Annotated in this window: 16 protein-coding genes; 8 read left to right on the forward strand and 8 right to left on the reverse strand. The window is 63.7% G+C overall.

The window, feature by feature from the left end; all coding sequences use genetic code 11:
- Window positions 1–50 precede the first annotated feature (50 nt).
- Both JQ616_RS15085 and JQ616_RS15090 read left to right on the forward strand, forming a co-directional pair.
- Window positions 51–1,526 carry an amidase gene (locus JQ616_RS15085; RefSeq protein ID WP_212015502.1) on the forward strand — a complete coding sequence of 492 codons (1,476 nt, stop codon included), beginning with the start codon at window positions 51–53 and terminating at the stop codon, window positions 1,524–1,526.
- 44 nt (window positions 1,527–1,570) lie between these two features.
- Entirely contained in the window at window positions 1,571–2,032 is a 462-nt protein-coding gene (locus JQ616_RS15090; protein WP_212015503.1) for a PaaI family thioesterase, read from the forward strand.
- A gap of 273 nt (window positions 2,033–2,305) precedes the next feature.
- On the opposite strand, the gene JQ616_RS15095 is transcribed toward JQ616_RS15090, so the two are convergent.
- The 3 genes from JQ616_RS15095 to JQ616_RS15105 form a co-directional block, all read right to left on the reverse strand.
- Window positions 2,306–2,599 (reverse strand): HdeA/HdeB family chaperone, encoded by a 294-nt coding sequence (locus JQ616_RS15095; protein WP_028339845.1) that lies wholly within the window; start codon window positions 2,597–2,599, stop codon window positions 2,306–2,308.
- An 858-nt stretch (window positions 2,600–3,457) separates the two neighbouring features.
- Entirely contained in the window at window positions 3,458–3,928 is a 471-nt protein-coding gene (locus tag JQ616_RS15100) for a lysozyme inhibitor LprI family protein (RefSeq protein WP_212015504.1), read from the reverse strand.
- A gap of 275 nt (window positions 3,929–4,203) precedes the next feature.
- Complete coding sequence (locus JQ616_RS15105; RefSeq protein ID WP_212015505.1) at window positions 4,204–4,932, reverse strand: thermonuclease family protein; 729 nt, start codon at window positions 4,930–4,932, stop codon at window positions 4,204–4,206.
- Between the two features lie 367 nt (window positions 4,933–5,299).
- Here JQ616_RS15105 and JQ616_RS15110 point away from each other — a divergent pair, with 367 nt between their 5' ends.
- Both JQ616_RS15110 and JQ616_RS15115 read left to right on the forward strand, forming a co-directional pair.
- The gene (locus JQ616_RS15110) at window positions 5,300–6,394 is read left to right on the forward strand and encodes an AraC family transcriptional regulator (RefSeq protein ID WP_249136799.1); all 1,095 of its coding nucleotides are present in this window, start codon (window positions 5,300–5,302) and stop codon (window positions 6,392–6,394) included.
- 123 nt (window positions 6,395–6,517) lie between these two features.
- On the forward strand, window positions 6,518–8,473 hold the full coding sequence (locus tag JQ616_RS15115) for a serine hydrolase domain-containing protein (protein WP_212015507.1): 1,956 nt from the start codon (window positions 6,518–6,520) through the stop codon (window positions 8,471–8,473).
- A 540-nt stretch (window positions 8,474–9,013) separates the two neighbouring features.
- On the opposite strand, the gene JQ616_RS15120 is transcribed toward JQ616_RS15115, so the two are convergent.
- From JQ616_RS15120 to JQ616_RS15130, 3 genes are all read right to left on the reverse strand, one after another.
- A complete protein-coding gene (locus JQ616_RS15120) occupies window positions 9,014–11,044 on the reverse strand; it encodes a pyrroloquinoline quinone-dependent dehydrogenase (RefSeq protein WP_212015509.1) in 2,031 nt (676 codons plus the stop codon).
- Between the two features lie 64 nt (window positions 11,045–11,108).
- On the reverse strand, window positions 11,109–12,557 hold the full coding sequence (locus tag JQ616_RS15125; protein ID WP_212015511.1) for a caspase family protein: 1,449 nt from the start codon (window positions 12,555–12,557) through the stop codon (window positions 11,109–11,111).
- A 139-nt stretch (window positions 12,558–12,696) separates the two neighbouring features.
- Window positions 12,697–12,924, reverse strand: a complete 228-nt coding sequence (locus JQ616_RS15130) for a hypothetical protein (protein ID WP_050401150.1) — start codon at window positions 12,922–12,924, stop codon at window positions 12,697–12,699.
- 160 nt (window positions 12,925–13,084) lie between these two features.
- Here JQ616_RS15130 and JQ616_RS15135 point away from each other — a divergent pair, with 160 nt between their 5' ends.
- The gene (locus JQ616_RS15135) at window positions 13,085–13,537 is read left to right on the forward strand and encodes a hypothetical protein (protein WP_212015513.1); all 453 of its coding nucleotides are present in this window, start codon (window positions 13,085–13,087) and stop codon (window positions 13,535–13,537) included.
- A gap of 51 nt (window positions 13,538–13,588) precedes the next feature.
- Here JQ616_RS15135 and JQ616_RS15140 read toward each other — a convergent pair whose 3' ends face one another.
- Window positions 13,589–14,338, reverse strand: a complete 750-nt coding sequence (locus tag JQ616_RS15140; RefSeq protein WP_212015514.1) for an SDR family NAD(P)-dependent oxidoreductase — start codon at window positions 14,336–14,338, stop codon at window positions 13,589–13,591.
- A 238-nt stretch (window positions 14,339–14,576) separates the two neighbouring features.
- Between JQ616_RS15140 and JQ616_RS15145 the strand changes: the two genes are divergently transcribed.
- From JQ616_RS15145 to JQ616_RS15155, 3 genes are all read left to right on the forward strand, one after another.
- Window positions 14,577–16,148: an alpha-L-arabinofuranosidase B gene (locus tag JQ616_RS15145; RefSeq protein ID WP_212015516.1), complete on the forward strand. Its 1,572-nt coding sequence runs from the start codon at window positions 14,577–14,579 to the stop codon at window positions 16,146–16,148.
- 153 nt (window positions 16,149–16,301) lie between these two features.
- A complete protein-coding gene (locus JQ616_RS15150) occupies window positions 16,302–17,486 on the forward strand; it encodes a GNAT family N-acetyltransferase (protein WP_212015517.1) in 1,185 nt (394 codons plus the stop codon).
- An 83-nt stretch (window positions 17,487–17,569) separates the two neighbouring features.
- A complete protein-coding gene (locus JQ616_RS15155; RefSeq protein ID WP_212015519.1) occupies window positions 17,570–18,397 on the forward strand; it encodes a transglutaminase-like domain-containing protein in 828 nt (275 codons plus the stop codon).
- A gap of 231 nt (window positions 18,398–18,628) precedes the next feature.
- Here JQ616_RS15155 and JQ616_RS15160 read toward each other — a convergent pair whose 3' ends face one another.
- The gene (locus JQ616_RS15160) at window positions 18,629–19,270 is read right to left on the reverse strand and encodes an NIPSNAP family protein (protein ID WP_212015520.1); all 642 of its coding nucleotides are present in this window, start codon (window positions 19,268–19,270) and stop codon (window positions 18,629–18,631) included.

Below are 19,270 nucleotides of genomic sequence, written 5' to 3' on the forward strand. Positions count from 1 at the left end.
GCGGCCGCGCAAATTACACTACGCAACAAAGCAGAAAAGGAATCGACGAAATGACTTTGGCGATGAGCTGGGACGAATGGACGCGGCATGACGGAACGGCGCTCGCCGACCGCGTCCGGCGCGGCGAGCTGACGCCGCGGGAGCTGGCGTCACAGGCTGCCGCCGCGGTCGCCAAGGTCGATCCCGCGCTCTCCGGCGTGGTCGAGTTGTTCGACGACGTGATCGCCGATCCCGCGCGCGACGGCGCCGATCTCAACGGGTCGTTCGCCGGCCTGCCCTTCCTGATGAAGGATCTCGGCCCGACCATGAAGGGACGGCTGCAGGAGATGGGCTCGCTGATGATGCGCGGCAATCGTGCCGCAGCCGACACCTTCCTGACGACCAAGCTGCGCAAGGCCGGCCTCAATCTGATCGGCCGCACCACGACGCCGGAGTTCGGGGTCTGCAGCTCGGCCGAGAACCCTGCGGTCTATGTCACGCGCAATCCCTGGAACACCGACTACACCACCTGCGGCTCATCGGCCGGCAGCGCGGCGATGGTCGCGGCCGGCGCGGTGCCGATCGCGCATGCCACCGACGGCGGCGGCTCGATCCGGATTCCGGCCGGCGTCAACGGCAATATCGGGCTGAAGGTGTCGCGCGGCGTGTTCTCGCTCGCACCTCACCTGTCCGATCTCACCGGCCTGGTCTCGATCCAGGGCTGCCAGTCGCGCACGGTGCGCGATACCGCGGCCTTCGTCGACGCCTGCCGCGGCCCCGCGCCCGGCGAGTTCATGCCGTTCTGGACGCCGGCTGAGCCCTATACCACGATGGTCGCGCGCGACCCCGGTCGGCTCAGGATCGCGCTGTCGCACACATGGGGCGACTATCGCGCGACGCCGCATATCGCAGCCGAACTCGAGCGGGTCGGACGCTTCCTCGAAGGCCTCGGCCATCAGGTCGACTACGCCCTGCCGGCGATCGACTACACCGAAGCTTTCGCGGCGCAGACCAGCTGCTACATCAGCAATTTCGCCGTCGTGATCGGCAACATGCTCGCCGCGCGTGGATTGGAGCGGCCGCCGGCGGAGCTGATCGAGCCTATCAACATCCGGATCTGGGAGCACGGAAGGCATTTCAGCTTCGCCGATCGCGCGCGCATGCAGGCTGTCTTCAATACGACGTCTCGCGGCTTCGGCGCCTTCTTCGAGGATTGGGATATCATCCTGACGCCGGTCACGGCGCTGCCGACGCCGAAGGTCGGCACCACGGAATATCTCACCATCAGCGACAATCCGTCGGTGCTGGACTGGTTCGGCAATCTCTGGCGCAATTTCGCCTTCACGCCGCTGGCCAATCTCTGCGGCATCCCGGCGATCTCGCTGCCGCTCGCGACCAACGAGCACGGCCTGCCGCTCGGCATCCAGGCCATCGGCAAGCAGGCCGATGATGGCCTCCTGCTCCAGCTCGCCGCCCAGATCGAACGCGCGATCGACGGCAAATGGAATGACGGCAAGCGGCCTGGCGTGCATGTCACGGCCAACTAGGTCATAGATGACAGCAAGAACATCAGCGGAGGAAACGGGACGTCATGCAGCAGGCCAGTGAATTCGGGATCGACGACGCGAAGCGCGTGCTCGGCGACGTCTTTGCGCCATGGGTGCAGGACCTCAATCTGTCGATCGAGCAGTTCGACATCGCAGCCCCCGCCGGCGGCGATCCCGACTGGCAGCCCGGCGCCATCCTGCGCATGCCGTTTTCCGAGCGGTTGTGTCGCAATGGCGGCATCGTCTGCGGCCAGGCGCTGATGGCGTTCGCCGACACCGCGATGGTGCTGGCCAATCTCGCCGCCAACAAGGGCTATCGGCCGATGACGACGGTCGACCAGACCACGCATTTCATGCGCGCGGTGACCGCCTCCGACGTGCTGGCCGACGCCCGCGTGGTGCGGCTCGGCCGCACCATGAGCTTCGGCCGCGTCACGCTGCTCTCCGCCACCGACAACAAGCCGGTGGCAATGGTGTCGAGCGCGTTCGCGATGCTGCCGGGATAGGACACCGAGGCGACGCGCGTGAATGAACTACGCTGCCATCACCGTCATCCCGAGAGATGTGAGGCTTTGTCCGCATCTACTGTTGTCGTCGCCCGGCTCGACCGGGCGACCCAGTACGCCGCGGCCTATCGGCTCAAGCACGACCGTCTCTGGAATACTGGATCACCCGCATGCGCGGGTGATGACACTGAGCAAGCTGAATAAACGAAACTCCGTCGAGACGCGCGTACTGCGCGTCTCACCATGAGGGTTCAGACCAACCACGCTGCAAGTTTACTTGCCGAGCACCGCCTCGGCGGCGTTGACGATGCTGATCGTCGGATTCTTTCCGCAATAGGTGCCGAACTTCTTGGCGTTCTCGGTGAACACGTCGGTGTCGATGATCGCCTCGTCGGAATCGCCCTTGTACCAGCCGTCCATCCAGACCAGCACCATCTTGATGGTGTCGTCGCCGCCTTCGACGAACTGCTTGCAGGTCATGGTCGAGAGATCGAGGACGGTGGCGTTGGCGGGCGCGGACGACAGCGCGAGCGCGGCGGCAAGCATGATCGAGGCAGTGATCTTCATTGCAATCTCCAAGGCAAATGATCTGAAATGAACAGGCCGCTGGAGGCCCAGCGCGTCCGCTCGCGACCTCGTAGGCGAAGCGTCGCGGCGAACGCAAGCATGACATCGCGCGCGTTTGCCTGCACGTCGTTTCGGTGCACGCATTGAGAACTCGTGCTTCTGATTTGTGACGGCGCCGCGCATAGACGTGATGAGAACCGCGTGTGTGCTCAAAATCCAGTGTATGCGAGAGGGATAGCGAGGTCCGCATCGCTCTCAAAAAGCCGACAGCGGCGATGCTTGTGGAGAATGTCCGTCAGGGCCAGAAGCAAAACTGGCGGTTTGCAACGGATGCAATGGCGATCACCGGAAATCGCAGGAAAGTTTGTACCGTCGCCGGTCAAAACTATGCGGCTCTGCTACAGCGACCCGAATGCTCTCTCCAAGCTTTCCGTAGAACCTTACGCACGGGCCCACCTCGATTTCCATATCGACGGGCAAGTCATTTGCCGGTGCGTCATCGACCCGTAGCGAAACAGTCATATGTTGGCATTCGTACGCGAGCGCGACCACTCGTCCAGAAAACAACGTCGCTCCATTCAGCGGTTTATCACACCACCTAAGATCGGGCGGATGCTCGCATATATAGCGGACACATTGTCCGTTCACGTCGCGAGCCGAAGGCCACTGTCCATAAGCTGACGGCAGTTGAACTACGACAGTTAGGCCGATCGAAGTGACGTGCAATATCTTTCGCAGCATGGCTCGTCCTCCCGTTTCCGCTCTGCACCCTTCAAGCAGACGATCGAGCAGCCCTTCCAGACTTCGCATTTGGGCTAGAAACAGACCCACGGTCTGCGTAGCCATGGCTCCTGTTTCTCATTTGGCGATTTCTGGAAATCTTTGTCGGTAGAGCCCAAAGAGCGAGTTCACACGATCCAGCCTCATCGACAAGCTGCATTCCGCCAGCAAGGTTTTCTCCCCGCTGCCGCCTAACATCTCGGCGGCCGCGTGTGAGCATTCCGCCTCTCGATAGGCAATCCACGCCCGCTCCGAGGCAATCAGTCGCTTAAGCAACTCCTTTCGATCTTCGACGTCCTGATCCGGCCCACCCGCCTGTTTGAGTTTCGCAACAATCTCGCCGTATAGGGCATTCAATACCGCATCGACGGCTTTGTCGGCGTCAATCGTGCAAAGCATTTCGGGTATATTCCCCGGCTTTGCCTCCTTGCACCGATTAAGCTCGGCTTGAATTGGTGCAAGCGCTGGATGCGGTGGATTTAACGCGTCTTCCGCCTGAGCGGTGAGCGGTGCGAGAGCAAGGGTAAACGCAACGATTAAAGCACGCATTGCTAGTCCGGGGCGACGGTGGGCAACAACAGGCAGTAGCTTGCTGAGCGTTCAAGTGAATGAGGCGCTAATGACATGACCGATGTCTGTAATGGGTCAAATGCGGCGGTCGAGGATCGTTGATGAGAAGTCCGGACTGCACCGAACACCGGACCAGTCGGAGGCGGCGAAGTTGGTCCACAAGGCGACATCCCCACAATCGTCCTTCCTGCAGATCCTGCGAGGCTGCGAACGAATCCGGCCGTCATTGCGAGCGAAGCGAAAAGCCGCATCATCTATCGGCAAGTCAGCGCCTTGCGAAATCCCTCCGCCAATGCATCTTGCTCAAAGCAAAACCAGCGTTGAGCCCGCTTCAGGCGCTGATAGCTTCCGCAACGTGGCAGGTGATAAATGCCTTCATAGCCCACCGCCCGCAGCGCCAGCTTAGCCTTGATCGGGCATCCCGGCGGCATGGGGGTGTCGACGCGGAATAGCTTGTCGCGTGTTCGGTTTTCATGGCCAACGTGACAACCGCCGCCGACGAGCCGCGCTCCATTGCGATTCCATCCTCGCAGCTCGCGCGGTTCTGCGAAACATCCTTTCCACAGTCCGCGCGAGTTCTCGCGTGCGTCAGCTTCCTCTGCCGAGTAACGGCCCTTTGCCGAAGGCTCGAACTCAATCGCCCATCCTTCACGAACCAGCCACTCATTGAGCGTTGTGGCTTCGTTTTCGATCGAACAAACTGCGATCCGCCGGTGCTTGTAGATCGGGTCAGGCCCCTTGTCCTCGCAGCGAACGGCGCGACTTCCAATATGCGCGCTCAATCGATCGCGCACCGCAACCCCGCACGGCCAGACGTCATCGGTTTGGTCGAGGCACATCTGGTCGATTTCGGGCGCATCGACACCTTCCAGCCGATAGATCGTACCGTCCAGTTGGAGCGTATCGCCATTAGTCACAACAATTTCGGCCGCCAGGCTTGGCCCGGCGATAGCCAACAACAACGCCGCAATGAGAGCACGCATGTCAATTCCTCATCATCTTTGGGATCGGGCGCCGCGACCTGCTGGCCTGAGATCGAAATGTTAGGAAAATATGGGAGTCTCCGCCACGGAAAGCCGGACGGATATATAGCTCAGATCGTCAGCTTTGGGGCAAAGCGGATGTCCAGCGCTTCGGCGGACACGTCCGCTAAGGGCCAAAACCGGAAGTGGCCATTGCGGGCTGGCTTTCGGACATCAACGTCTGAGCCGGATCGGGGCTCTTTCAGTTCGTAGCCGCTTCGAGATTGTCTGACGACTCGACATCAGTTGCGCCCAGGGCGTATGAGCGAGCCTACGCGGCTCGACAATGGCGTTTGGAGCATTTCCGATAGTGGGCACCAGCGGCTTGATGTCGATCGACCTAGGGTTACGGGGCGCCGTTGTCGCATTGTGCCTGCTGATCGCAGCCATGGCGCTGCGCGATCGCCGCGATAGCAGGGCCGCACTGCTGGGCGCCGCGCTCGCGATCGGCGTTGCGGCTTCAACGATCTGCTCGACGCCGACATTCCCGCGGCCGTTTGCGTGGTGGGGCCTGTTGCTACTGGCGTTGTCCAGCGCGAACTGTGTCGTGTTCTGGCTATGGGCGCGTGCTGCCTTCGACGACGATTTCGTCCCGCGGTCCTGGCATGGCGTCTTGTGGGCAGCCGTCGTCGTCGCGCAATGGCTGGACGCCAGCGGCATCACACGATCGGCCGCGCTCGAGGTTGCGATCGAACGCACGCTGTCGTTTGCCTTTCCCGGCTTGGCCCTGTTGGCGGTGGCCCAGACGCTTGTCACCTGGCCGGCGGACCTGGTGCAGGGCCGGCGTCGGCTCCGGCTGGTCGTATTGATAGGGGCGTCGGCCCAAATCGTTCTCAACTCTTACTTGAGCTTCCTGCAGCAGCCCTCGTATCCCACTTTTTCCATGACTAGCGTCGCCAACGTTCTTTCTCTGTTCGTGTTGGTCGGCTTGAGCGCATGGAATCTGCTGGAAGCGGGGACGCGAGAAGGTTCAATCCTGTTGCCCCCGACAAATGTCCGCTTCGGCGCGCCAGCCAAGGCGTCTGACGATCAGAGCAAGCCTGCCACGATTGAACCGGCTCTCCTGCGCCGGTTGGAACAGCTCATGACCGTCGAGCGCATCTACCGGCGTGAGGGCTTGACCATCAAATTGCTATCCGTCGAGCTTGGCGTGCCGGAGTACCGGCTGCGGCAACTTATCAACGAGGGCCTCGGTTATCGCAATTTCAATGCGTTCCTCAATCATTACCGGATCGGGGAAGCCAAGGCAGCGCTGGTCGACCCTGAACAAGTAGAAGTCCCGGTGCTGACAATTGCCATGGACGCAGGTTTCCAGTCGATCGGGCCGTTCAACCGCGCCTTCAAGGCGGCGACCAATTTGACCCCAACCGAATTCCGCCGTCTCTCAATGGCGGGAAATGCAGCCCGTGGCACGACCGATTGAAGAATCGGCCAGTCGTTTAGAAATCGGCCAGCCAAACTGCGGGAATCGGCGAGAAGGAATCGAAAACATTCGACAGACTGATGGCGATCCCTCCTCGCAGTCGTTGCGCCAACGGGGCTCCCCATGCGAAATCAGCGGTTTGTCGTTCTATTGGCCGCGCTGGCGGCGCTTACACTCTATCCGGCAGGCGCGGCGCGTGCCGACGACTTGCAGAGCGTCGGCGACCCCGACAGCCTCGGGTTTTCGGCGCGACGGCTGGCGCGCATGACCTCCTGGTTCGAGGCGCAGAGCGAAAAAGGCGATCCGTCCGGTTTTGTCGTGGGGATCGCTCGGGGCGGCAAGCTCGCCTATTTGCAAGCCACCGGCTTCGAGGACCACGACAAGAAAACGCCGATGCGGCCGGATTCGATCTTTCGCATCGGATCGATGTCCAAGCAGATCACCAGCGTCGCCACCATGATACTGGTCGATGACGGCAAGCTCGACCTCGATGCTCCCGTGGCGCAGTATCTGCCGGAGCTCAGGGATATGCAGGTCGTCAGGAAGGATCCGGCCACCGGCAATCCGATCCTCTCGGATCTTGCGCAGAGAAATTTTGAACCGGCGAAGCGCGCGATGACTATCCGTGACCTGCTGCGCAATACGTCCGGGCTGGTTTATGCCACGGGGGATTACGGCGATCCCGGATTTGAGAATGCGGCGGTGCATTTGCTTTACGGCATCAAGGCCCCGTTTCGGCGCGACAAGCCGATCGCCGATTTCGTCGCAAGCCTCGGCACCCTCCCGCTCGCGCACCAGCCGGGCGAAGTCTGGGAATATGCCATCGGCTACGACGTGCTCGGCCGCGTCATTGAAGTCGTGTCGGGACAGCCTTTCGATCAGTTTCTGCAAAGCCGCCTGTTCGCGCCGCTGCACATGGTCGATAGCGGCTTCTCGGTACCGCAGGACAAGCTTGTCCGTCTCGTCGCCGTGCCGGGCGCGCAGCCCCAACCCCTTTCGGAAGGCGACGTCGGCAAGCCGCAAACGCTCTTCTGGGGCGGCGGAGGCATCGTCTCCACGGTTCCTGATTTTCTGCGCTTCTGCCAGATGCTGCTCAACGGCGGCGAGCTTGACGGCGTGCGCATCCTGAAGCCTGAAACGGTCCGGCTGATGACGACGAATTCGCTGCCGCCCGGCATGCACATCGCAGGACATGAAGTCGGTCCGGCTTTCGGTACGGGCTGGGGGCTCGGCTTCGCAGTCCGCACCAGCCCGGATTTCAGCTACATTCCGGGCGCAGTCGGAAGCTTCAACTGGCAGGGAAGCTGGGGCACGTTCTTCTCGGTCGACCCGGCACAGAAGCTGATCCTCATCATGATGATGCAGCGAAGGGAGTACAGTGAGAACGGATTCTATTTCAATGCCATCCGGCGTCTGCCCTACACGGCGCTGAAGGTCCCTGAAGCCCCCGCGCCGGTCGCGTCGGAGCAAGGAACGGCCGACACCCTCACCGACTATGTCGGACGCTACGATTTCGGCGGGTCGACAAGTTCGCTGGACAGACAGGTCCTGGTCGCCGACGGCAATGGCTGGACCGGGCTCGAGTCCGTCGTCGCCGAGACCGGCGGCCTGAGGGTGATCAAATTGGTCGACGCAGGCCCTGCCGCTAAGGCAGGCGTCATGGCGGGAGATCTCATCGCCGCGGTCGGCGACAGCTCTATCAGGGGCCTGACCCTGGAAGCGGCCTTTCGCCGGATTTCAGGTCCGGTCAACGCCGCGATCAAGCTCAAAATCTTCCGCCAAAACCAAAGTGATCCGATCATTGTCACCTTTACCCGAGAGGCTGTCCCTTCGCACAGCGTCCAGCTTCGAATTCGTGTCGCAGATGGCAAGCTGGTCGTTGAAGCAACAGGCGGGTGGTCGATCCTTGATTTCGACAAAGGCCAGCCGACATCGGTGGCGGTTCGCTCAAAGGATGAATTCCAGGTCGAGAGTGGCGATCACACGCGGATCGCCTTCGTCCGAGACGCAGCCGGCAAAGTCAACGGCGCGGTTCTCAATCCGGGACCATGGGAGCAACGCGGCGTACTCGCACAATAAGGCACACTGACAGCCGATGAAATTGGCGGGAGCTTGCGTTGCTCGAACATCAGGTGTCCGGCGGCGGTCTCGACTTCCGCTCAGGGTCAAATGCGGCGGTCAAGGATCGTTGATGAGAAGTCCGGACTGCACCCAACACCGGACCAGTCGGAGGCGGCGAAGTTGGTCCACAAGGCGGCATTTCCACAATCGTCGTTCTTGCAGGTCCCGTGAGGCTACGAACGAATCCGGCTGTCATTGCGAGCGACGCGAAGCAATCCATCTGTCCGCAAATGCGGTTGGATCGATTGCTTCGTCGCTTCAGCGCAAAATTGCCTTGCGATCTTGTCGCGAGCTCGTCGCAATGACGACGGAGACAGGATCGTGACGCAGTAAGACTAACGGCACGAGGCGACGTTCTGCACAATTTCGGAATATTAGAAAAATACCCCTGAGTTGCCCGACGTGTCAAGCTGCTTTTCGAACGCCGGCAGCCGCCGGCTACTTTGCATGGGGTTGTTTTTCGATATTTTGGCGGCGCGCGCCTGCGGGAGGGAGTACCTAAGCGGATCGCGAGCGGCGCGCGCGTCGCCGGCGCCACAGCAGCGCGACGAGCCCAGACAGCGCAATCAGCACAAGTGCCACCTCGATCACCTTGAGCACGAAGCGTCCGCCCGGACGATCGATCAGGCGCGTCCACAGCGAAGCACCCTCGCCCTGGCGCGGCAGGCGAAACGCCACCACGCTGTCGCCGATCGATGTGCCGGCCTCGGAATGGCCGCCGGCACCGATCACGACATACTGCTCGCCCTTCCAGAGATAGGTCATCGGATTGGCGACGCCCGGCACCGGAAGCCGGCCGAGCCACAATTGCTGTCCCGATTTGACATCGAACGCGCGCAGATAGGCGTCCATCGCGCCGGTGAACAGCAGTCCGCCCGCGGTGATCGCCACGCCGCTGAGCAGCGGCGTGCCGGTGTTGAGTGCGATGCCGAGCGGCGCGACATCCTCGCTGGTGCCGACCGACGAATGCCAGAGGATCTTGCCGGCCTTGAGATCGACCGCCACCGTCTCGCCCCATGGCGGCTTGTTGCAGGGCGATCCCACCTCCGAGTTCGCCAGTGCCCGCGACATCGCGAAAGGCGCGCCCTCCTGCTGACCGAAATCATGGCCGGGCGGCGGATTGAAGCCCTTGGCCTGGTCGCGCGGAATCAACGTGATGACGTGCGCGGCATGGCTGACATTGGCGAACAGGATCTGGTTGACCGGATCGAACGCCGCGCTGCCCCAGTTCACGCCGCCGCCGGTCATCGGATAGACGATCGTGCCTTGCGTCGACGGCGGCGTGAACAGACCCTCATTGCGGGATTGCGCAAGCAGCTTCTCGCAAGCCGGGCTCCCGACGCCCGGCAGCATGCCGCCGATATCGTCGGCCGTCATGCGCTGCGTCAGCAGTGGCGGCACATGGGTCGGGAACGGCTGCGTCGGCGACAGCTTCTCGCCCTCGGCGCCATTCTGCGGCACCGCGCGCTCCTCGACCGGCCACACCGGCTTGCCGGTGTCGCGATCGAGCACGAACACGAAGCCCTGCTTGGTCGGCTGGATCACGACGTCGCGCATGCCCGAACCGGTATCGATCCGCGCCAGCGTCGGTTGCGCCGGCAGGTCGTAATCCCAGACGTCGTGATGCACGGTCTGGAATGCCCACACCAGCTCGCCGGTCTCGATCCGCAGCGCGACGACGGAATTGGCGTGCTCGTCATTGCCGGGGCGCTTGCCGCCCCAGAAATCCGGACTGGGCGATGTCGTCGGCAGGAACACCAGGCCCCGCTCCTCGTCGACTGACATCGGCGCCCAGACATTGCTGTGACCGGCCTCGATCCCGCTATGCACGAGCGGATCGAAGGTCCAGCGCGGCTGGCCGGTCCGCGCATCGAACGCGCGCACCGCGCCGAGCGGTGCATCGACCCGCCGGTTGTCGCCGATCGCGGAGCCGACCACGACCACGCCATGTCCGGTCACCGGCGCCGAGGTGATCTGAAACTCGCCCGGCCATTCCAGCTTCATCCCGGCGTCAATCTTGATCTCGCCGCCATTGCCGAAATCGGCGCAGGGCTTGCCGGTTTTGGCGTCGAGCGCGATCAGGCGCGTGTCATTGGTGCCGGTGAAGATGCGTGACTTGCAGGCCGCGCCTTCGGCTGCACGCTCATCGGTCCAGTGGGCGACGCCGCGGCAGACAAAGCGGTTGGCCGGCCGCTGCTTCATGCTGATCTGCGGATCGAACCGCCATTTCTGCGCGCCGGTGCCGGGATCGAGCGCGATCACCTCGTTGAACGGCGTGCAGAGGATCAGGCTGTCCTCGACGAACAGCGGCGTCACCTCGAACTTGGTGCGTTTCATGACCTCGGGCGGGCGGGCGCCGAGATCGCCGGTGCGGAATTCCCAGCCGCGCACCAGCGTGCCGACATTGTCGGTCGTGATCTGCGTCAATGGCGAGAAGCGTGTGCCGCCGCGGTCGCCGCCCCAGTACTCCCAGGCGAGCGCCGGCTGTACGCACAGCAGCGCAGCGAGCAGGCCAAACAGGGATCGCATTGCGTCCTCCCGCGAGATGCGAACGGCGCATCTCATGCCGGGATGCGTTTACGCGATCGGCGCGTCAGTATCCACCCCTGCGATAGCCGCCACCATAATTGCCGCGATAACCACCGCCGCCGATGCCGATCCCGATTCCGATCGGCGGTCCGACGGGCTCATAGACCACGGCCGGCGGCGGACGACGCACCACCACGACGTCGTCCTCGACCACGACGCGCGGCGGCCGCTTGCCGGCGCGCCGCGGTGGATCGGGCTCGGCACGCTTCTTCGCCGGCGCGATAGCGGCCTTCTGCTGTGCTGGCGGCGCCGCGTTGCAAGGACAGGTCGGCGCCGCCAGCGCGACATTGGTCGCGGGCACGCTGACCACGGCGGCCGGCGTCAGGTCGGGACGGTAGCGCAACCGCTCGATCATCTTGCGCGCGGTGGCCGTCAGGTCGCTGTCAGGATATTGCACCAGGAAGCTGCGATAGGCCGCCGCCGTATTGGCGATGATGGCGTTGTTCCACGCCACCATGCGGCGATGCCGGTCGAGCCAGTCGCGCGCCTGCACGCCGCGCGGCGTGCCGGCGAAGATCGCGGCAAAGGCCTCATAGGATTCATCGGTGCCGTCGATCACCATCAATTCGTTCGCGACCTCGATCGGCTTGCCCTGGAATTCGCGCTTCCATTCGTCGACGGTGCGGTTGGCCGCAGCCGGCGCCGGCGTCGGAGTGGCCGCGGGCACTGGCGCTGACGCGGCCGCCGTTGCCGCGATGAAGCGGAAGTCGTCGGTGAGCGACGAGGAGTCCCACGGCGTCTGGCGGCCGTCGGTCGCCTTGTTCACCGCAAGCCGAACCCGCTTGAAGGTGTCCTCGATCGCAATTCCCGGCTCCTTCGCGGTCGCCAGCAACGCGGTCGTATAGGGACTGTTGGCGCCGCTGCCATCCTCGGCTTCCGACCCCGGCGAGGTCGAGAACGACACGAAGGTACCGGGCGCGCCGATCCTGGCATCGACAATGGCAAGCCCATGCCCCGCGGTCTTGCTGAGTTCCGGGAACGGATTGTTGCGGCAGGCATCGAGCAACACGATGCGCATCCGGCTCGGCACCGAGGTCAGCGTGTTCAGGATGTCGTTGAGGCGAACCGCCTGGATCGGGATGTCGGCCTCGCGCTTCGGATCGACGTCGACCGGCACCAGATAGTTCTCGCCATCGATCTGCAGGCCGTGCCCGGCGTAGAACACCAGCGCCACGGTGTCGGCCCCCTTCGCCGCCACCTGGCCGGCGAAGTCGCTGATCCGGGCGCGCATCTCATCCTGGGACAGATCCGATGCCGTCGTCACTGCAAATCCGGCATCGGTCAGCATCTGCGACATGGCCTTGGCATCGTTGGCCGGATTGGGGAGCGCGGGCACCGACTTGTAGGCGGACTGCCCGATCACCAGCGCCAGCCGGTTTTCCGCCGATGCCGGCGCGGCGCTGAACAGGATCGCAGCGGGAACGAGCAGGCTGAGGAGCGAACGGCGCAACATGGCGGCCTCCGACAATGACATCGGAGATGGGTCTGATGCCATCAGGTGAAGGTTCACGCCGTGCGGCAATCTGCGGCTACGGACACACGTTCTGATGGAACTGTTGAAGCCGCCCGCTGCGTCCGGCTCGTTCGGCTGACTATTTCGGCTTTTTGGCGGGATCGGCAGCCGGCTTGGTGACGCCCCAGGGATCGTATTTTTCCTTGGGCTCAGGGATACGATCGAGCGCGGCCTTGTAGGCCTTCTCGTCGACCTTCGGCTTCTGCTCCGTCTTCCTGTCGTCGCCCCCGCCGCCTCGCCGGCCCTGGGCCAGGGTCGGTGTCGCGATCAGCGCCAGGACGACGGCAGCGACCGTGAAGCTTTTCATGTCCATCTCTCTCCCCCGCAGCCGTGGAAACATCCGGCAATACCTCTACCCCGAAGATAACTTGTCGCTCGACATTTGTTGATCGACAAAGCGTCACGTGACGTGAATACAGCCCCACCAGGGGGGCGCAATCTTGGCAGCGGTACATTAAATTCGCGGGATGGGACAGGGACCAGTAAAACTGGCGGCGCTGCTGGCAGGCGCCGCCTTGATTTTGAGTGGCTGCGGGCTCGCGGACAGCCACGCGGTGTGGCCTGAGATGTTAAAGGTCAAGGCCACCGAGCCGGCGCCGCTCGAGACCCCTCCGGATGTCAAACGGCTGGTTGCCGGCAAATTGGACTCGGTGTTCACCGCCGGCTCGCAGCCCACCCATGTGCGGGTCTCCACCCCGCTGCACGATCCGCGCGGCACCGGCTGGACCGCCTGCGTCCGCGCCGAGCTGACATCTGTGATCGGCAAGCCACTCGGGACGCAGACCTATCGCGTCTTCATCAGTGACGGCGCGATCTTCGATCGCCGGCAGGTCGAGGCCGACGACAATTGCGTGACCGAGACTTACGAGCCGGTCGAGGGCGCCGTTACGGCAGAAGCGCAACGAAGCGCCAAACCTTAGGCTGAGACGTCGACATGCGCCGGCCAGCCTGATCGCGCATGCCATGGCAGCTCAGACGTTGCTGACGCCGCCGTCGACGACCATGTCCGAGCCGGTCATGAATGAGCTCTCGTCCGAGGCCAGGAAGACCGCTGCCGCCGCCAATTCCTCGGGACGGCCGATCCGCAGCATCGGCGTGTAGTTGGAATACATCTTGCGGATCGCGGCGGCTTGCTCGGGCGTCGACGCCTGGGAATCCATGATCGGCGTGTCGACGGGCCCTGGGCTGAGCAGGTTGGCGCGGATGCCGCTGTCCTTGAACTCGGCTGCCCAGGTCCGCACGTAAGAGCGCACCGCCGCCTTGGTTGCGGCATAGGTCGAGTGGTTCGCGAGGCCCATATAGTGCATGGCCGAGGACACCAGGATGATCGATCCGCCGCCAGCCATCATCGGCAGCATCTTCTGCACCAGGAACAGCGGCCCCTTGGCCATCAGGTTGAACGTGCGGTCGTAGTGCTCCTCCGTGATCTCACGCAGCGGTACCTGTTCGGTGAAGCCGGCGTTGGACACCACCACGTCCACCCTGCCCTTCGCCTTGCGAACCGTCCCGGCGACACGGTCGAGATCATCGAGCCTGGACGCATCCGCCTGGATCGCGGTGACGCCGCCGCCGATCAGCTTCGCCGCCTTGTCGAGCGCGTCCTGGCGCCGGCCGAAGATGAACACATCCGCGCCTTCCTTTGCGAAGCGTTGCGCGATGGCGAGCCCGATGCCGCTGTTGCCGCCGCTAATCACCGCGACCTTGCCTTCCAATCTCGACATGTCAGTTCCTTTGATTTGCGCACCCGGATCGTCCGGAGACCTTGCAGCTAGGCGCGCCCGCATCGGCCGCTCAGTGCGCATGCGCGCACACCGGTGGTGCAGAAATGATCCGGACGACAGGCGTTCAAGGTGGCGCGTTCTAGACGCGCAGCTGACCGCAACGCTGTCACCGGATTGTTATGAGCCCTTGCGATCTCCGCAGCTACCTTGTCGCGGCGATGGGAGGATCATATCGGCGATGAGCGCACTGCTATTCTCATTGAGACCGAAGGATATTCGCACGGCGTTGGCGCTTATCGTCGGCCTGGTGGCGGGCGGACTGATCGGCCCCGGCGCTGCGCATGGCGCGACGATCAAGCAGCGGCCCTGCGACATCTACGCAGCCGCGAATACCCCCTGCGTCGCCGCGCACAGCACGGTGAGATCGCTCTACGCCAAATATGCCGGCCCGCTCTATCAAGTGAAGAGAAGCTCGGACAACGCCGCCGAGAACATCGGCGTGCTCTCGGACGGCTACGCCAACGCGGCGGCACAGGATGCATTCTGCGCCAACACCAGCTGCATCATCACCAGGATCTACGATCAGTCGTCCCGGCATAACGACCTCACCATCGCCGGCGGTGGACACTACAAGGGCCCCGGCCCCGGCGGGGCCGACCTCGGCGCCGCGGCCGACGCGCTACCGATCACGGCCGGCGGCCATCAGGTCTATGGCGTCTCGATTTCGCCCGGCATGGGTTATCACGACATCAGGACGACCGGCGTTGCAGTGAACGGGGAGCCGGAAGGCATGTACATGGTTTCCTCCGCAACCCACTTCAATTCGGGATGCTGTTTCGACTATGGCAATGCCGAAACGAGCAGCACCGACACCGGTGCCGGCCACATGGATGCGCTCAATGTCAGCCGAGATCTGGAATGGCCGAATTGCCGCAATGAAGCGAGACCCGGCGTGCACGCCGATCTCGAGAACGGGATATTCCACTGGGACAAGCGGAGCTGCAATCCGGCGGCGGTCATCGGCGGCGTGCCACGTCCGTTCATCTCCACCTGGCTGAAGAACAACAGCCGGACGCGGTTTGCGTTGAAATGGGGCGATGCCCAATCGGGCGGGCTCAGCACGATCTATGCCGGCGCCCTGCCCCGCGGCTATGCGCCGATGCGCCAGGAAGGCGCCATCATCCTCGGCATCGGAGGAGACAACAGCCATGCCTCCGCGGGCTCCTTCTTCGAAGGCGTGATGACGTCAGGCTTTCCAGCCGACAGCGCCGATAACGCGGTCCAGTCCGACATTGTTGCCGCAGGCTATGGTGCGCCCACCGGACTGTCCGGAACGATGGCGCCGGGATCGGAAATCTCGCTGCAGGCGACCACCGCATGCTGCACGGCAGACTATGTCCGCAACCAGAACGGCGCCGCCGTGATCGCGCCGATCACGGCGCGCAGCACCGCGCAAGACCGGCGCGACGCGACGTGGATCGTCCGGCGGGGGCTCGCCGATAGCGCCTGCGTCTCCTTCGAAGCGAAGGGCAGTCCGGGCGACTTCCTGCGGCACCAGAACTCGGCGCTGCATCTGCAATCGTTTGACGGCACGGCCCTCAACCGGTCCGACGCAACCTTCTGCGCGCAGCCGGGGAAAAACGGAAAGGGAAATTCATTCCACGCCCTGAACTACCCGACGAAATACATCCGTCACTTCTACGGCAAGGTCTATGTCGCGGGCGACGGCGACAGTGGGAATCCCTGGGACACCAAGGCGCTCTGGACCGACGACGTCAGCTTCATCGTCGGCCCGCCCTGGTCGCCATAGGCGGACGGTCTCGGCCACATGCTGAACGATGCGTTAACATGACCGCTCAAATTGCCCGATAGCCTCAACGGCATTTTCCATCTCTTTGCCCTAGCGTTGCCTCTGACGAACGCAGGCTGATCTGCCGTGCGGACGCGCCGGGGAAACAGGGACGTGGCCGATATAGCTGACCAGGCAATGATCCGCCGTGCATCGCGCCAGGATGCCACGGACGATCGTGCGTTGCCGCCATTGGCGGCCGCACCGGTCGGCGCATGGCGTGCGCTTGCCGAGCGCGCGATCGAGCCCAATGGCTACTACCAGGCGGACTGGGAATTGGCGGTCGATGCCTCGGCGCGCGGCCGCACCGGCGCGTTGCTGCTCAGCGCCACCGGCGATGCCGGGCAATTGATCGGGCTGTTGCCGGTCATCCCCATGCGACGGATCTACCACGTTCCACTGCCCGCGCTGGTCGGCGCCGAACCCTACGGCACGCTGTGCACGCCGCTGCTCGACCGCGACGCCGCCGAGCAGGCCGTCGCCAAGATGTTGCAGCAGGCCCGCGATGCGGGCGCACATGCGCTGATCCTCCGCACCATGTCGCTCGAAGGCCCGGCTATGGCGGCGATCCGCGCGGCGCTCGCGCAAGACGGTTTGGAGCCGCGCCTGCTGAGCGCCTGGCAGCGCGCACAGCTCGATGCGACGCGCGATGCCGACGAATTGCTGCGCGACGCGCTCGGACCCAAGAAGCTGAAGGAGCTGCGCCGCCAGCGCCATCGCCTGACCGACCACGGCGCGGTGCGCTTCGATGTCGCCCGCACGCCGCGCGCAATTGCCGCGGCGCTCGAGACCTTCCTTGCCCTCGAAGCCAGCGGCTGGAAGGGCCAGCGCGGCACGGCGCTCAGCCAGCATGCCGGCGACGCGACCTTCATCCGCCGCGCGACGTTGGCTATGGCCGAGAGCGGCCGCTGCGAGATCGTCACGCTGCATGCCGGCGGCACGGCGGTCGCAGCCGGCATTGTGGTGCGCCACCAGGACCGCGCCTTCTTCTTCAAGATCGGTATCGACGAGCGCTTTGCCAGGCATTCGCCCGGTACGCAACTGACGCTGGAGCTGACACGCCATCTCTGCGCCGATCCCGCGATCAATTCGGCGGATTCCACCGCGGCGCCCGGCCACCCGATGATCGACCCGCTCTGGCGCGGCCGGTTCGCGATCGGCGACGTGCTGCTGCCGCTGCGACGCCGCGATCCGCTGGTCACCGCCATCCATGCCGCGCTGACCCTGAACAGGCTCGGCTATGAAGCCGCGCGCGGCGCCGTCCGCTTGATCCGCAGCCGGCGCGGCAACCCCGGATAACACCGCCCCTTACATGAGGCCGCGCGGATCGATAGGCTGCACATGATGGCCTCGAGCCGATGATGTCGTGATCCGGTGCAGACATGACGACGCAGGAATTCTACCTCCGGCAGGACGCGTTGACCGACCCGGGCGCGTTGGTCGGCACCTATGATGATTTGCCCGAGACGATCTCCGGGCTGTGCGGCATTGTCTCGGGGCTGATCATCCATGTCGCTTGGGCGGAGCGTTACGGCATCCCGCCTGATGTCGCGATGGTCAGGCAAACCCAACCGGTCGCAGATCGATTGAAGTTGATCCAGGCGGCGTTCGCCGGACCGTTGACCGCGGCACGTCCGCCGCGCAGCCGCACGTTCGGCACCTGTCGCGACTACGCGCTCCTGCTCTGCAGCATGCTCCGACACCGGTCGATCCCGGCGCGGGTCCGCTGCGGCTTCGCCACCTACATCGGCGACGACATCTATCACGACCATTGGATTTGCGAGTATTGGTCGCCGGACGACCGGCGCTGGCTGCAGGCCGACGCACAGCTCGATCGACTGCAAATCGACCAGCAGCAGATCGCGTTCGACAGCGCTAACCTGCCGCGCGATGCGTTTCTGACGGCGTCGCAAGCCTGGCGGCTTGCGAGAAGCAACGCGGTTGCTGCTGGCGCCTTCGGACATGGCGCAGCCACGGGTCTGTGGTTTCTGCACGTCAACGTCTACCGCGACCTGCTGTCGCTCACGAACCGGCAAATGTCCGGTTGGGATAGCTGGCGCGACGCTGCACCGGCCAGCAAGGTGTTGACGGTCAACGCCCTCGCCGAGCTCGACCGGCTGGCCGACATGGTGACGGCATTCGAGAATGGCTCGCAGCAATTTGCCGTGCTGGATGAGGCGGCATCAGGCCATCTGATGCCGCGCTGGTAAGCGGATCGAGCCGGCCTCGCTCACCCACGGAAGCGGTTTACCTTTTCGTAGCCATACAGATACATCGAGAAACAATTGAACCTCGCCGTCAGGTTGACGTCAGCTGGCCCTACTAGCGTTGCGGCGCGCTGTTTCTCAGGCAGCGCATGCCCTTGCCTGGAAAGCCTCATCCGATGGAAACATCGGTTGAGGCTTTCTGCCATTGTGCACCCGGCGCGAGCCGCACGCCCCTCACTGCAGCGGCGAATGCGGCGCCGGCAGCATGATGGTCGAGTGCATCTCCTCGAGCAGCTGCGTGCCCTTGCCCAGGAATTCCAGCCAGGCCGGATCCTTCATCGCGCCGCCGCGCGCAGCAGCGCGGGCATTGAGATCGGGATAGGCCCAGATGTGGCAGACCTCGTTGGGCTGTCCAGAATCGGTGTGCCAGAGGCCGACGATCTTGGAATATTTCTCGCGCTCCGGCATCACGCCAGTGATCAGATCGAGCCATTGCTTGACGCCGCCGAGCGGCTTGGCGCGATAGTTGCGGAATTCGTAGATGTTACCCTTGTTGGTGGCCGGCGCCACCGGCGGAATGATCGCATTCAGCAGCCGGACCTCCTGGCGCACCAGCAGCGGACGGATCGCCGGAATGTACTCGCCGGTCCAGCGCGGATTTTTGGAAAGCTCGGCGCGCAGCCGGGTCCGCTCGTTGAGATCGGCGTAGCTCCACATGTGCATGACCTGATTGAGTGGACCGATCTCGGTGATCCAGTAGCCTTCAAGCTTGCCGAAATTGTCGCCGCGGATATCGCGCGAGATTGTGCTCGCGGCCTTCACCATCTCGCCGACGGTGCCCGGACGAACTGTATAGGTGCGCAGCTCATAGATCAT

It is taken from the genome of Bradyrhizobium tropiciagri, assembly GCF_018130545.1.
In the GTDB taxonomy this organism is placed as follows: domain Bacteria; phylum Pseudomonadota; class Alphaproteobacteria; order Rhizobiales; family Xanthobacteraceae; genus Bradyrhizobium; species Bradyrhizobium tropiciagri_A.

What these genes read in the sequence shown, in the direction of transcription:
- JQ616_RS15085 (WP_212015502.1), top strand. Translation starts at nt 51, where the DNA reads ATGACTTTGGCGATGAGCTGGGACGAATGGACGCGGCATGACGGAACG.
- JQ616_RS15090 (WP_212015503.1), top strand. Translation starts at nt 1,571, where the DNA reads ATGCAGCAGGCCAGTGAATTCGGGATCGACGACGCGAAGCGCGTGCTC.
- JQ616_RS15095 (WP_028339845.1), bottom strand. Translation starts at nt 2,599, where the DNA reads ATGAAGATCACTGCCTCGATCATGCTTGCCGCCGCGCTCGCGCTGTCG.
- JQ616_RS15100 (WP_212015504.1), bottom strand. Translation starts at nt 3,928, where the DNA reads ATGCGTGCTTTAATCGTTGCGTTTACCCTTGCTCTCGCACCGCTCACC.
- JQ616_RS15105 (WP_212015505.1), bottom strand. Translation starts at nt 4,932, where the DNA reads ATGCGTGCTCTCATTGCGGCGTTGTTGTTGGCTATCGCCGGGCCAAGC.
- JQ616_RS15110 (WP_249136799.1), top strand. Translation starts at nt 5,300, where the DNA reads ATGTCGATCGACCTAGGGTTACGGGGCGCCGTTGTCGCATTGTGCCTG.
- JQ616_RS15115 (WP_212015507.1), top strand. Translation starts at nt 6,518, where the DNA reads ATGCGAAATCAGCGGTTTGTCGTTCTATTGGCCGCGCTGGCGGCGCTT.
- JQ616_RS15120 (WP_212015509.1), bottom strand. Translation starts at nt 11,044, where the DNA reads ATGCGATCCCTGTTTGGCCTGCTCGCTGCGCTGCTGTGCGTACAGCCG.
- JQ616_RS15125 (WP_212015511.1), bottom strand. Translation starts at nt 12,557, where the DNA reads ATGTTGCGCCGTTCGCTCCTCAGCCTGCTCGTTCCCGCTGCGATCCTG.
- JQ616_RS15130 (WP_050401150.1), bottom strand. Translation starts at nt 12,924, where the DNA reads ATGAAAAGCTTCACGGTCGCTGCCGTCGTCCTGGCGCTGATCGCGACA.
- JQ616_RS15135 (WP_212015513.1), top strand. Translation starts at nt 13,085, where the DNA reads ATGGGACAGGGACCAGTAAAACTGGCGGCGCTGCTGGCAGGCGCCGCC.
- JQ616_RS15140 (WP_212015514.1), bottom strand. Translation starts at nt 14,338, where the DNA reads ATGTCGAGATTGGAAGGCAAGGTCGCGGTGATTAGCGGCGGCAACAGC.
- JQ616_RS15145 (WP_212015516.1), top strand. Translation starts at nt 14,577, where the DNA reads ATGAGCGCACTGCTATTCTCATTGAGACCGAAGGATATTCGCACGGCG.
- JQ616_RS15155 (WP_212015519.1), top strand. Translation starts at nt 17,570, where the DNA reads ATGACGACGCAGGAATTCTACCTCCGGCAGGACGCGTTGACCGACCCG.
- JQ616_RS15160 (WP_212015520.1), bottom strand. Translation starts at nt 19,270, where the DNA reads ATGATCTATGAGCTGCGCACCTATACAGTTCGTCCGGGCACCGTCGGC.